Here is a 13,255-nt window from a genome sequence, read left to right as displayed (position 1 = left end):
GACCTTTGATCTTGATATAGGTCTCATCCATACGCCAACTTTTGGAAGTGCGCCGATGGCGCTTACGCCATAGAGCCCGCATAATCGGTGAGTAATGTTGTACCCAACGCATGAGGGTTGTGTGATGCACGAAAATACCACGGTCGCGCATCATGTGTTTGGCCGATTCCTCATCAATGATTCGCTCTGCCGTCTTATCCGCCACATGAAAGCGACGTGAGATGTCAGTTAACGAGTAATTTGAGAGTGCCTCAAACAAGACCATCTGCCGCACCGGTGTGCTGATGGTACTGTGTGGGCGGACGTAGTCTGCCTCACTTTGAAATACTGAACGACACAGTTCACATCGAAAACGTTGTCGACTCAGTTTGAGATAGGTTGGTCGGTAGGTATAACTTGGGGCTAGAATGCATGAACGCTCAAAACCATATCGGACTACTTTGCTCATGAATCCACAGATGTGACAACGCTCCGGTTGTGTTTTCAGCTCCGCGTAGAAGAAAAGGGCATTAGTTCCTTGAATTTCTTCAATTACGGCATCCTGAGCAAAAATGATGTTGGGGTTCTTGATTTCCAGAATCATTCGGATAGACTTGCTTGTAAGGGACACTACACAAACTCCTATTCTCTTATCTTTGGTCGGATCAGTGAACGCGAAATAGTGTGGCGTCCTTTTTGCGTGCTCACGTTTTTCGTCATGTAGAAAATGGTATAGAAAAAGGAGTTGGTAGGCAAAATGCCTATCAACTCCAAATATCGTAGCGCCAATAAAAAGTACGGGTTGACACCAGACGAAATTGTTTTTGTCGAAACTAAAATAAAAGACATGGCTTAGGTTTTGCAAAGTTATGCTTGGGGCTTGGCGTCCAATAAAAGCTTACATTTTTAGTAGTTTTAGAGCCCATATCGCGACTTTCCTTGTTGATGGTATGGGCTTTTTTGCGGGGACGGAGAAAAGACAAATTTCTCCAGCAAATTATTTATGGTATCAGCTAGCAACAAATCAAATTGTTGCATAGTCGTCCAAAAATATGGAGGCAACGCGAATGCAGCAGTGGTCGCAGGGTAATCATGTTCAAGCAATGGGAGAAGTCTTCATGTTAAGATCCTGTTACAGTTCAACTTTCAGTTTCAAAATACGTCCTACAAACAGTCTGTATATGTTGAGAGCGAAAGTTCTCACAGACCTTCCGGATGGGTCTTGCAACGCCTCGCCGCCGTGCGCGGCGTGCAGCGCGAAAGCCGCTAGCGCGAGCGGCGGCGGTCGGCGTTAGCCGGCCGCCATCAGCCCCCAGTATCTAATAGGGGGGCAAATACAAGTAACAAGAAATCCGACGGTAGGCATAAAGCGCCTGTGGCACGGCCTTACCGTATAGGTAAAACGCCGAATTGCTGTTAGGACGCTTGGAAAGGAGCTAACATGCTCAAAGACTTAAACTTAATTGGCGGCATGACCAACAAAGATTGGCTTGATCAAGTACACGACGAAATGCGCGATAACAATATTACTCAAGGTCAGCTCGCAGACATGGCTAATTACAGCCGGTCACACCTGAATCAACTGCTGGGTCGCAAGAAGCCGCTCAACGATAAAGCCCGATTAGACCTGACGTTGGCGTTGCGTGCGTTGACCGGTCAGAATAATCTGGACGTCTGTATCGACTATCTCAGCGTCACCTTCAAGACGCACGACTACGAAGAGTTGATTAACGAACTGTTCCAAATCAGCCCGATCCATTTCAATCTCCACGACGGCGCTCACTACGGCTATTCAGCAACCTTAACATGCGGTGAGATCAAGATGATGTTATCACCTTACCAAGATGTGGATGCCGAAGATTACAACCCGAAAGACGACAGTGGCACAATGATTGAGCTGAAAGGTCAAGGTTGTCGCTACGTCGAATCGTATCTGCAATCGCAACATCGAACTTGGTACGATTTTCTCGAAACTTGTCTCAAACTGGATTGCCACTTCACCCGACTTGATTTAGCCATCAACGACCGCAACGGATTACTAGATGTGCCAACACTAATTGAGAAGTGCGACCATGATGAATTCAGCTCACGCTTTCGCGGGTTCAGGGACAACCGCACCAAACAGTGGCACGCCTCTGGGCGCACCTTGTACCTTGGTTCGCCACAAAGCGAAGTCAATTTCTGTATCTACGACAAGGCATTTGAGCAACATCAGAAACACCCAGAAATCGCCATTGAAGATCAACCGATCCGTACTCGCTTTGAAGTGCGGCTACGCCGCGAACGTGCCGCCACAGCGGTTGAACATCTATTGGCGACGCGCGATCCCGAACAAGTCGTGTTCGGCATCATCAATCAGTATCTGCGTTTCTTGACGCCAAGTCATAAACCCAGAAGTGAGTGGGTGTTAGATCCTCGTTGGGCGGCGTTCATCGGTAACAATCGGGATAAGCTGCGACTTTCCACTAATCCAGAACCGTTAAACTATGACCATATTACGCGGTGGTTGAGAAAGCAAGTCGCACCCTCACTCAAGATGTTGCAGTTGATTGACCAGTACAATAACACAAACGAACTCAAAGCCATCATCGACAGTGGTAAGTTGACGCAACGCCACTGGGACGTGATCCACCATTTTCAGCACCAACGCAACGGTGTTATGACCGATTCAAAGCAACGTGAGAAATCAAAAAAGAGCGACTACGCCGACCAAAGCAAGTAGTCACCCTTCACAGATAAAATATGGGTTCTATCTGGTTTGATTATCTCACTCCCACCAAACTTTAGGAAGTGATTTGATTGAATATTAACGTACCAGAACAGCCAGTCTTCCTGACGATGACTAGAGCTGACCTTATCAAGCTGGGGTACAGTCAATCGCAAGCAAGCCGTATCATCAAAATGGCAAAAGAGTTGTTGCTCAAACGTGGCCTTGGATGGTACGGTAAGAAAGGCGTAGACCGTGTTCCAGTGGAAGCAGTAGACGCAGTATTAGGCTTGAAACTAAGCCAACTTGAGGGTGCACCAAGTGGCCTTTCCGCAGTTAAGGAGGAACTATCTTGACTACGAAAGACCATATTACCAAACAGGCGGACGGCACTTTTAGCTTCCGCGTAAGCTTAGGAACTGACAAACGAACTGGCAAACGAATTCAAAAACGTGCCAGCGGCTTCAAAACGAAAACGGAGGCGAAAAAAGCAAGAGTTGCAATGTTGGCGGCGGGGATCGCCGATGATGAGGACATCAAGCAGACTAAGTTTGGCGACTTTATGGAAGACGTGTTCAAGCCTTGGTACAAAACCCAAGTAAAGCCACGCACCTACCGTCAGCGGCTAGTCTTGATGAACAGTGAGTATCTGACTAGGTTCAACGACATCATCATTGACCAAATTCGGCCGATTGATGTGCAACATTGGCAAGTCAGCGTACTCAAAGACTGTAAGCAATCCTATGCGCGTACCATCAACATTATGTTAGGCCAAGTGCTTGAACGTGCTAAGGCGCTTGGTATCATCAACGAGAATCCAGTACGGGTCGTTGGCCTCATCAAAAAGAAGAAAGCGAAGATCAATTTCTGGACGCAAGCCGACTTCCAAAAGGTACTCGCCAAGACGAACACCAACACGTACACTGGCCGCTTTGATTACACGATGTTGTGGTTCATGTTCATGTCTGGCTTGCGTAGCGGTGAAGCACGGGCGTTAAAGTGGACAGACGTTGATCTTGAAGCTAAGACGGTGAACATCAATAAGACCATGGACTATCACAACCGCAACTGGTTTGAAACTCCAGCGCCAAAGACTGCCGCCAGTCGCCGTACCGTGGCGCTTGATGATGATACCATTGCGTGCTTAGATGCGTGGCAGGTCGCACAAGCGGCGATGGTGACGTCCGAGTGGGTATTCTCACGTGATGGGATTCCGTGCTCTGACGGGCAATTTTTGGATATTGTGGACGCGTACAGTACACTCGCCAAAGTTCAGCGGATTACCGTGCATGGCCTCCGCCACTCGCATGTGTCGCTGTTGATCAGTCTCGGTGAAAACCCGCTCCAGATTAAAGAACGTCTGGGACATGAGGACATCGAAACGACGCTCGGCACTTACGGTCATCTTTACCCCAACAGTAACTTTGAAGTCGCAAAAAAGCTCAACGGGATATTCTCCAAGGAGGTGCCCGATGAGCCAAAATAATTTGAAAAGGGTCAAAACTGTGCCACCGTAAAATCGGTGGTGCTAGAAACATCGATACCACGGGACGGGTGCGAGATGCGCCATTGTTCCCGGGAAATACTGCCCGGAACCGGCGCGGTGACGCCGGGCGAGTGGCGCAAGGCCTGCGGGTTTGCCCCAACCGCTGCCGGGCAGTTTTGCCTTGGCCGGTAGGGGCCACCCCGTGAGTTGGTCCGATGAACCCCGATGTCAACATTCTTGACGCCCCACCCCCTGGATGCGCAGCGACTTGGCTAGTAAGATGAGGGAAGCGGCGTCATAGTGAGGATATCGGAGGAAAAAACAATGGCAGTTGGTGAGCGATTGAAGAAGGCCCGGGCCACAACGGCGATGACGCAGGCCCAGGTGGCCGCGAATCTGCATGTCACCCGGACCACGATTTCCAACTGGGAAACCGGCCGCAGCTACCCCGACATCGCGAGTCTGATCACGCTCAGCAACCTCTACGGGCTTTCCTTGGATACACTCATTAAGGAGGACCATCGAATGATTGATGATTTACGGCAAAAGGAACAGGAACGCAGACACGCCGCTTGGACCGAGTTCACGGCGGTCGCCGTCAGCACGGGCATCACGCTCCTGTTTCTCGGCAAAAAGCTGGCGGTGCCGGGCCTGACCATGGGTCCAACCACCCAGTACGGCCTGCTGGCGCTGCTTTGGCTCAACCTCGTGGTGATCGGCCTGACGGCGCATCGCTACCAGGCCCTACGCAACCCAAGGGCCAAGCGGCGGTCGCGCAAGGCGCAGCTTGGCGTCGGGCTGGTGCTGATTGCGGCCGCCGTGGTGGCCGCGCTGGACCCGCAACACCGCCTCGACCCGCTGCTGCTGACGCTTTTGGCCGCCGGCGGAGCCGTGATGCTCTGGGTGAAGTACCGCCGGCACCAAGGCGACCGGTGATGGCGGTGTAGCGCTAGCCCCCGGCCGAGCACGACTACGACAACAGTCCCCACCCCACACCATGCCGCGGTGTGGGGTGGGGCTGTTCGCCGTGATGAACCATGTTCAAAGTCGTGTCGTAAACCTGTTTTTCCGTTCTCATGCGCAATTCCCCCCGTGCGTCACGCCTAGTATACGATCTCGCCACGCCAATGACGCGCCGAAAAAGCCTCGCCGTCACCGGCGAGGCCTCGTCGCTTCTCATCAGGCCTGAGGCAGCATGCCCAGCTCCCCCAGCGCCGCCTGCACCGCCGGCTGGTTGGCTCGGCCGCTTGCGATCAAGCGGCCACCTTGCATCACCAGCACCTGGTCGGCCGCGGCGAAAGTCGCAGCCGAGTACTGGTGCGTGATCAACAGCAGCCCTTGCGGCATCGCCATCAGGTCGGCCTGAAGCGTCGCCGCGATCTGCGGGTCAAGCCCCGTGGTCAGCTCGTCGAAGACGAAGAACTGGGTCTTGCGCAGCAACAGCCGCGCCAGCGCCAGGCGCTGCCGCTCGCCGCCCGACAGGTTCGCGCTGGTCGCAGAGACCGCGGCGTCCAGCGACCGCTCACGACGCCAGGCTGAAAGCCCCGCCGCGTCCAGGGCGGCCGCCACCTGGGCATCGGAATAGCCCGGCGCCAAAAGCGTCAAGTTGTCCCGCAGCGTCGCGGCAAACACCGCCGGCTGCTGGTCCAAGACGCCGATCAGGCCGAAGATATCGGCCGGGTTCAGCGTGGTCGGCGCTTGACCGGCCAGCGTCACGGTGCCGGCGGTCGGGGCGGTTTCGCCTAGCAAGAGCCGCACCAGGCTGGTTTTGCCGCTGCCGCTGGCGCCGACCACCAGCACCTTTTGCCCCGGCGCCACCGTGAGCGTGATGTCGTGCAGGAGGGCCCCGGCGTCGGCCGCTTCGGCCGCCAGCAGCGGGGTCGTCAGGGCCAGCGTTTGGCGCGGCTGCGTCGGCACCGGGGCGGCGAGAACTGCGGTCAGCCGCCCGGTCACGCGCCGGGCCCCGTAGAACTTGGCCATCAGCTCCGGCAGTTCCGCCATCGGCGTGTTCAAAAAGGCGGTCAGCTGGGAAAAGGCCACCAGCTGCCCCATCGTGATGCGACCCTGCTGGACGAAGTAGGCCCCGACCAGCCAGGTGCCCAGGTACATCATGTCGCCGAGAAAATCGGTGACCCCACCGGTGATTTTTTGAATCCGCTGATCTTGGCGCAGCGTGTCGTACTGGTCCTGATTGGCCGCGTCGTGACGCTTAGCGAAGGGCCCCTGCGCCAGGCCGTGCTGAATGGTGGTCAGCCCGGCCAAGGCGTCGGTGAGCAGCGCGGTGTAGCGCTCGACGCTGGCCACCACCCGGTCGGAGGCGCGTTCCAGCGCCTTTTTGACCAAAAAGGGGAACAGCAGCGCCGGCAGGCTCATCGCCACGATGCACAGCGTGATCACCGGGCTAATCCACAGGGTGCCGGCCGCGGCGAATACCAGCATCGCCACCTGGGCCGGCGCCTGCAGCAGCACCTGAAAGTAGTTGGCGATGACGACGTCGACCTGCTTGGTCAGCTGGGCGATGACGGTACCCGTCGAATGCGCCGACCGGCTGACCAGCGCATGGGCGAACAGCTCGCGGCGCAGGTCAAGCCCGGCCTGGGCCGGCAGCACCTGGTTGAGGTAGTCGCTCGCCGCAAAGCTTGCGCCTTGCAGCAGCAGGTAGCCGACCACCACCGGTACGGCCACGGCGAAGGTCATGTTGCTGCGGCCGGTGGCGATGTCGGTGATCAGCTGCATCGCAAACGCGTAGCCGACCAGCACCGCCGAGGCGAAGACATTCAAAAACAGCGCCAGGCTCAGGCGCCAGGGATGGTGCAATAAATAGCGAATCATTGTTTTTTCCAGATAGGCCATGGCAGATTGACGAGCTCGGGCCTATCGTCCTTTCGTCGCCTTCAACGACGTGGGTCAGCGTCTCCCATTGGCTTGCTCCGCTGCCCAGTGCTAGCTGATGTGGTAATTGACATGTTGATCATCCTTATCCGTATAAACTCGGCCGCGGCCCGAACGGCGGCGGCTTGCCGACCCAGTGTACCCTTGCGGCTGGGGCGCGTCAATCCTTGCCGGGTCGGGCCACGCGCCGCTTCGGGCCAACCGCCGCGCCAAGGGCCTCGCGCGGCGCCAGGCGGCCAGGCCCTCACCACGCGGCGACCGCGCCACCGAGCCTCGCGCATTTTTCGCCTGGCCTTGCCACTGGTCGCGGCGGCGCAAAAAAACAGGCCGCCGAAGCGGCCTGTCTCAGCCAATCTAGTCGTGGGCGTTAACCCACTGATCCAGCACCTGAATGAATTCGTCGTGCTGGTCGCGCAGGGCCAGGTGGCGGGAGTTGGCGAACAGGTGCCACTTGGCGCCTGGAATGTGGTCGTAGACATCCTTGGCGATCAGCGGGGTGCAAAGGTCGTCGGTGCCGTTGGTGACCAGAACCGGCACGTGAATCTTGTGCAGCTCGGAGCTGAGCTCGAAGTCGGAAATCGTGCCGTTTTCCGTGAACTCGTTGGGGCCTTCCGCAATCCGGCTGGCGCGTTGGCCGTTGGTCTCGCGGCGCAGGCACTCCGGGTCTTCGGCGGTCGGCGCGTCCCAGCAGTAGCGCTGCATGTAGCGCTCGTTGGCCGCCAGGTACTGGGCGCCGGTGAAGTCACCGGTGGCCTCGGCCTGCGCGATGGCTTCGCGGTCCTCGTAGCTCAAATACGAGATCAGGCGGTGCTGCTCGCGGGTCCAGAGGCTGATGGAGGCCGGCGAGCCGTCGATCATCACCGACTTGACGCCGGTTTGGTCGTACTGGGTCAGATACAGCATCTCGAGCATCCCGCCCCAAGACTGGCCGAGCATGTGCAGCGAATCGAGGTGCAGGTACTTGCGCAGCGCGATCAGCTCCTCGGCCCAGGTCTCCTTGACGTACCACTTCTCGTCTTCAGGCAGGCTGGACTTGCCGCAGCCGACCTGGTCGTACATGATCAGCTGGCGGCCGGTCGCCGCGTAGTCGTCCATCAGCTCAAAATAATTGTGCGAAGACCCGGGACCACCGTGGATCAACAGCAGCGGCGCCTTGCCCGGCGTCTTCTCCCCCACGATCCGGTAGTAGGTCTTGAACTCGTGAAACGGCATGTACCCTTCTTCAATCTTGATGCTAGACATTCGCTCACCTCGTCACAGATTGCGCCGCCAACGCAGGCGCTTGCCTCGATTGTACCACCAATGGCCACCGGCGGCCGCGGCGAGGGCAAAACCGCGACGAGGGCGAAACCGCGACGAGGGCGCGGCCGGCCAAACCGCCCCACCGGCAACCGCACCGCCATTGCGACACGCAAAGGGTACCGCGGGTTGCCCCGCAGTACCCCGATTGATATTGAATTGACGAACCGCCCCACCAGCAGGGCAGACTGCCCCCGCCGGCTGGTAATACCGATTCAGTTGGTGTTACGCACTGTGGTGGAGCCGGCAGTTGCGGATCATTGGAGTCAAACCAGGGCTGTTTTCTTTTACGCGAATTTCTTCGTCGCTAGACACTCACGCCGCGGACGTGGTCGACATAGGTCGACGTTCATCAGATGAGAATGATAGTCACCGTAGACTGCCTTGAGCTGCGCGTCGGCCGTGCGACCGAGAGGCGCTGTCGAATTCTACGCTGATAGGATAACACCAGGCGGCCACTTTTGCCAAGCGATTTGGCTCGCAATCGTGTAAATGTTTGGTAAATGTTGTGTAAATAAAATAACGTTGTTCGATACAAAAAGCGGGACCGCCGCCGCGGTCCCGTTGCTCATTTCGTCTGCTGGCGGCGTCGCCACCACCGCACGAGGCTCGGGCCGTACAGCCCGAGCAGCCACAGCGCGATTACGCCCAGCGGCAGGAAGCGAATCACGACGCCCAGCGCTTTTTGCCAGGCGACGTGGTCGTTCATCGTCAGCTGCGCGACCACCTTGCCGTGCAGCTGATCCTGGTTGATCGGCCCGAACCAGCGCGAATCCGCCGAGATTGGGCGGTTGTCGCCGAGGATGAAGTATTGCCCCTTGTGCAGCGCGGTCGAGCGCATGTAGTGGGTGCTTTGGAAGAGCATCCCGGCGCCGGGCTCGCCGTCGTAGTCGTACTTGCGGTTGTCCATCGGGTAGTAGACGTAGGGCTCCTTGAGCTGCTTCAGGTTGCGAAACACGTGGTAGCGGCTGACGCTGATCAAGTCGCCGGGCTTGCCGATCAGGCGCTTGACCAGCAGCCGGTGGGCGTTTTCATCCAGGTTGGTCGCCTGGTTGACGACGATCACGATGTCGCCGTAGTGGTAGCCGGCCCCGGTCAGGGCGACGGTGCGGTTGCGGGCGACCAGCAGCCACTGGCCGTCGCGAAGGGTCGGCGCCATTGAGTCGCCTTCCGTGTGATCGATTTGGAAAAATACGTTGAAGCCTAGCAGAAAAGCCACCAGAAGCGAGGTGACCCACAGCCAGATTTTGCGTCGTCTCGACATCTCTCCGTCTCCTTCACCTACCGCTGTTTTCTTAGCTTAGCACAACTAGACCAGAAGCGATACTAAAGCCGGCGCAACCCGAGTGGATTGCGCCGGTCAAAGTCGGTCAGTTGGCCAAAACGGTGGCGAGGTCGATCACGCCAAAGCCGATGCCGATCGGCTCGCCGTGAAGCACGAGGTCGCGAACGCCGCGCTGCAGCGAGGTGCGAGTCGCTAGCCCTGCCGCCGGGCCCTGGTCGTTATCAAACAACCACTTGCGGTAATCTTCAGGGGCCGGGTCGCTGCCGGTGAGGCGAAAATCGCCGCGGAACAGCCGCAAGTGCGACTGCGGCTTCAGCACCCGGTCAAGCACCGGCGCCAGCAGCCAGGACTCGCAGTCCAGCTGGGTGACGGCAAGCCCGGCGAACTCGCGCCAAAAGGCTTGCGCCGCGCGGTACGACGCCAGCCGGGCCGGCGTCCTCAGGTCGGCATCCCCGGGAATGTGCAGGTTGATGGTGTGATCCACTCGCTCGTACTCGAAGCTCCCCAGCCGAAACTCGCGCAGCTGCAGCTGGCGGCGCGACCAGTCCCGCACCAAGAAACCGGCGCGACCGCTTTCGGCCGTGCTTTCCCGCACCGTGCGGGAGAAGTAACCCATCGAGGCCAAATAAACGGCGTCGCTGAGCCCAAGCTCGCGGTAGCGCCCATGCGCCTGGACGGCCAGGTTCAGCTGCAGCCCAAGCGTCGCCAGGCCGCTGGGGTCCGGCAGCGGCAGGCAGGCGGCCTGCCAATCGTGAAACGCGGCGTCGCTGGTTTGGGCCAGCGCCTGGGCGTAAGCCGCCGGCCAGTCCACGCCCGGCGTCTGGGCCGGGGTGGTCGCGGCGGCGCTTGCCGGCGCAGGTGCTGAGGTCCCGGTGGCGCGGCGCGAATCAGGCGTGGCCGCGGCCGCATCGCTGGCCCCGGTTGCGCCGGTCGTAGCGGCGTCAGTGGCCGCGGCCAAATCAGGCGTGGCACCGGCCGCCGCCAGCGGCGAGCCGCCTTGCAGCTGCGCGACCAGCGCCGCCGTTGCAGCCTCAAGCACCGCCTCGGGCAGCCCGATGCCGGCGGCCAGCGCAATCAAGGTCATCGCCGACGTCGCGCCGCCGGTCGGCGTCTCCCGTGCGGTTCCAACCGGCGCGGTCGCCTCACGTGCAATCGGCGTGGTCGCCGCCCGGGCGGCCGCATTCCGCACGGTTTGGTCCCGGTCGCCGCTCATGCGCGGTAGCTCCCGGTCGTGGCGTCGTAGGTCAGCGTCTGCACGGCGCCGTCTGCGACCGCCACGGTGATGGTCTGGTACGGCTTGGCGTAGCCCTGGTGAGTCAAGGTGACCTTGGCTGCGCCGTTTTGCACCGTCACCGCGTAACGGTTGTAGGCGCCATTTTCGTAATCGAAGCTTGCGCCGTCGTCTTGGTAGTGCGAGTAGGTGCCGGTGTTGCCGAAGCACCTGAAGCCAAGCGTCGTCTCGGTCGCGACGTCGACGTACTGGGTCAGCGGCCGCCACGGCAGGATGGCCCCGACCCGCGCGAACAGCGGCAGCGCGTCAAGCGGCGCGTCAATCACGTAGGCGCGGCCGCCGGCGTAGGCCTTGCCGGTCCAAAAATCGCACCACTCGCCTTCCGGCAGGTAGACCAGGCGTTCGGTGGTGTTCGGGGTCAACACCGGCGCCGCCAGCAGGTCCGAGCCGACCAAAAACTCGTCGTTGATCGTCGCGGCGCGTTCGTCTTGCGGGTAATGCACGGCAAGCGGCCGCATCACCGGCAGCCCGGTGCGGGTGCCGGCCTCGAACAGGTCGTACAGGTAATCGATCAGGTGGTAGCGCAGCTCCAGGAACTTGCGGTAGGTGCCAAGCGTCTTTTCACCGAAGCGCCAAGGCTCCTGGGCCCGGGTGCCGATGGCCGAGTGGTTGCGCAGCAAGGGGCTGAAAATCGCGGCCTCGATCCAGCGGGTCAACAGCTCGGGGGTGGTGTCGGAGCCGAACCCGCCGATGTCGGTGCCGGCAAAGGCGAAGCCGGACAGCCCGAGGTTGCACAAAAGCGGCACCGACCACTGCAGGTGAACCCACAGGCTGTGGTTGTCGCCGGTCCAGACCGTCGCGTATTTTTGCGAGCCGGCGTATACGGCGCGGGAGATCACGAACGGCCGCTTGCCGGTTTGCTCGCGTAGGCCGGCGTAGGTCGCCTTGGACATGTTGTGGCCGTAGACGTTGTGCATCGTCGCGTGGGTCGAGGGCTGGTCGCCGTCGGAGAAAACGATGTCGTCTGGAATCTCACCCTTGAAACTGGCCGGCTCGTTCATGTCGTTCCAGACCCCGGCCACGCCGTTCTCGGTCAGGAATTTCACGTTGTTAGCCCACCAGTCTTGCACCGCCTCGCGACCGAAGTCCGGGTAGACGGCGGCGCCTGGCCACACGGCGTTGACGTAGATCGACCCGTCGGTGTTTTTGGCAAAAAGCCCTTGGGCGACGCCTTCGTCGTAGACGTGATAGCCCGGGTCTTCCTTGACGCCGGGGTCGATGATGGTGACGACCTTGATGCCCTTCTTGGCCAAATCGCTGAGCTGTTCGGCAAAGTGCGGGAAGTGGTCGTGGTCGACGGTGAACACGCGGTAGCCGTCCATGTAGTCGATGTCTAAGTGAATCACGTCGCAAGGCAGCCGGTACTCGCGCATTTTGTCGGCGATGTAGTTGACCTGCGCCTCCGTGCCGTAGCTCCAGCGCGACTGCTGGTAGCCCAGCGTCCACTTCTGCGGCAGCGGCGTCCGGCCGGTCAGGTAGGTGTAGGCCTCCAGGACGCCGGGGATGCCAGCGCCGGCGCCGGCGATCAGATAGTAATCGACCGTGCCGATCGCGCTGGTGTAGTAGAAGTAGTTGCTGGACTCCTTGCCCAGGTCGAAGTGGCTGCGTTCGGTGCTGTCGAAAAACAGCCCGTAAGCGTGACCGGCGTTAAGGCCGATCAAAAACGGCACCGTTTTGTACAGGCGGGTGCGGTTTTCCAGCTGCGGCACCGGGTTGTCGGTGTTCCACATGTCGTACTCGTAGCCGCGCTTGTCCATGAAGCCGGCCTTGTCGCCCAGGCCGTAGAGGTGCTCGTGCTCGTGCAGCACCTTGACCACCAGGTTGGCGTTGGCCGCCTCGGTTTGCGCCAGGTCGTGGCCCTCGGCCGCGGCCAGGTCGGCCTGGGCCTTAGAGAGGTCCCGGGCCAAGGCGTGGCGCGGTCCCCGAAAATCCTGGACCAGCGGGGTGCCGGCCGCGTCGAATAGGTCGACGAAGCCTTCCGCGTCGACGACCACCTTCAAGGCGGCGGTGGTCACCACCACCTCCTGCGAGCCGCGGTCGACTTGATATGGCACGGCCTGGACCTTATCGCCTTCGATGGCGTAGGAGTGGCCGGGCTGCCAAGGTCCGTGCTGGACCCGGACGATCTGCGGGGTGACGACTTGCAGGTTCAGCTGCCCATCGGCGTAAGTGATGGTGACCAGCTGGCCCTCTTGTTCAACGGATTGAATGGCTTTCATGTGTGTTCCTTCCTTCACGCGAAATCAGGTGTCAGCCTAATGATACCGTTTTCTCGCGGCGGTTGAAAGCCTGAGCGGCGACTTGTTTGCGGTAACA

General features: G+C 59.4%; 9 protein-coding genes and 2 pseudogenes. 4 read left to right on the top strand and 7 right to left on the bottom strand.

Annotated elements, in window-relative coordinates; translation table 11 throughout:
* Positions 1-154 (bottom strand): annotated as a pseudogene (locus tag ACYVRZ_RS03650) (IS6 family transposase); the annotation flags it as partial.
* Positions 155-610 (bottom strand): annotated as a pseudogene (locus ACYVRZ_RS03645) (ISL3 family transposase); the annotation flags it as partial.
* 810 nt (positions 611-1,420) lie between these two features.
* On the opposite strand from ACYVRZ_RS03645, the gene ACYVRZ_RS03640 reads away from it, so the two are divergent.
* The 4 genes from ACYVRZ_RS03640 to ACYVRZ_RS03625 all read left to right on the top strand — a co-directional run bounded on the left by ACYVRZ_RS03640 (position 1,421) and on the right by ACYVRZ_RS03625 (position 5,108).
* A complete protein-coding gene (locus tag ACYVRZ_RS03640; RefSeq protein ID WP_124974709.1) occupies positions 1,421-2,701 on the top strand; it encodes a replication initiation factor domain-containing protein in 1,281 nt (426 codons plus the stop codon).
* Between the two features lie 77 nt (positions 2,702-2,778).
* A complete protein-coding gene (locus ACYVRZ_RS03635; protein ID WP_225419500.1) occupies positions 2,779-3,042 on the top strand; it encodes a DUF3173 family protein in 264 nt (87 codons plus the stop codon).
* A complete protein-coding gene (locus ACYVRZ_RS03630; protein ID WP_125572178.1) occupies positions 3,039-4,172 on the top strand; it encodes a site-specific integrase in 1,134 nt (377 codons plus the stop codon). The genes ACYVRZ_RS03635 and ACYVRZ_RS03630 overlap by 4 nt, the downstream gene beginning before the upstream one ends.
* Positions 4,173-4,496: 324 nt before the next feature.
* Positions 4,497-5,108: a helix-turn-helix domain-containing protein gene (locus ACYVRZ_RS03625; protein WP_461224894.1), complete on the top strand. Its 612-nt coding sequence runs from the start codon at positions 4,497-4,499 to the stop codon at positions 5,106-5,108.
* A 243-nt stretch (positions 5,109-5,351) separates the two neighbouring features.
* On the opposite strand, the gene ACYVRZ_RS03620 is transcribed toward ACYVRZ_RS03625, so the two are convergent.
* The 5 genes from ACYVRZ_RS03620 to ACYVRZ_RS03600 form a co-directional block, all read right to left on the bottom strand.
* Positions 5,352-7,004, bottom strand: a complete 1,653-nt coding sequence (locus ACYVRZ_RS03620; protein WP_461224892.1) for an ATP-binding cassette domain-containing protein — start codon at positions 7,002-7,004, stop codon at positions 5,352-5,354.
* A gap of 414 nt (positions 7,005-7,418) precedes the next feature.
* Complete coding sequence (gene pepI / locus ACYVRZ_RS03615) at positions 7,419-8,297, bottom strand: proline iminopeptidase (protein WP_461224910.1); 879 nt, start codon at positions 8,295-8,297, stop codon at positions 7,419-7,421.
* A 634-nt stretch (positions 8,298-8,931) separates the two neighbouring features.
* Positions 8,932-9,627 carry a signal peptidase I gene (lepB, locus tag ACYVRZ_RS03610; RefSeq protein ID WP_461224890.1) on the bottom strand — a complete coding sequence of 232 codons (696 nt, stop codon included), beginning with the start codon at positions 9,625-9,627 and terminating at the stop codon, positions 8,932-8,934.
* A 106-nt stretch (positions 9,628-9,733) separates the two neighbouring features.
* Complete coding sequence (locus tag ACYVRZ_RS03605; RefSeq protein ID WP_461224888.1) at positions 9,734-10,861, bottom strand: acyltransferase domain-containing protein; 1,128 nt, start codon at positions 10,859-10,861, stop codon at positions 9,734-9,736.
* Positions 10,858-13,158 (bottom strand): glycoside hydrolase family 31 protein, encoded by a 2,301-nt coding sequence (locus tag ACYVRZ_RS03600; RefSeq protein WP_461224886.1) that lies wholly within the window; start codon positions 13,156-13,158, stop codon positions 10,858-10,860. Before ACYVRZ_RS03600 ends, ACYVRZ_RS03605 begins: the two co-directional genes overlap by 4 nt.
* Between the last annotated feature and the right edge of the window lie 97 nt (positions 13,159-13,255).

The sequence above is a fragment of the Lacticaseibacillus suihuaensis genome, from assembly GCF_054785075.1.
Note: the sequence above shows the minus strand (reverse complement) of the source record. Positions and strands in the feature narration are given on the sequence as shown.

Coding starts and splice junctions, on each gene's coding strand:
- ACYVRZ_RS03640 (WP_124974709.1), top strand. CDS start 1,421: ATGCTCAAAGACTTAAACTTAATTGGCGGCATGACCAACAAAGATTGG.
- ACYVRZ_RS03625 (WP_461224894.1), top strand. CDS start 4,497: ATGGCAGTTGGTGAGCGATTGAAGAAGGCCCGGGCCACAACGGCGATG.
- ACYVRZ_RS03620 (WP_461224892.1), bottom strand. CDS start 7,004: ATGATTCGCTATTTATTGCACCATCCCTGGCGCCTGAGCCTGGCGCTG.
- lepB (WP_461224890.1), bottom strand. CDS start 9,627: ATGTCGAGACGACGCAAAATCTGGCTGTGGGTCACCTCGCTTCTGGTG.
- ACYVRZ_RS03605 (WP_461224888.1), bottom strand. CDS start 10,861: ATGAGCGGCGACCGGGACCAAACCGTGCGGAATGCGGCCGCCCGGGCG.
- ACYVRZ_RS03600 (WP_461224886.1), bottom strand. CDS start 13,158: ATGAAAGCCATTCAATCCGTTGAACAAGAGGGCCAGCTGGTCACCATC.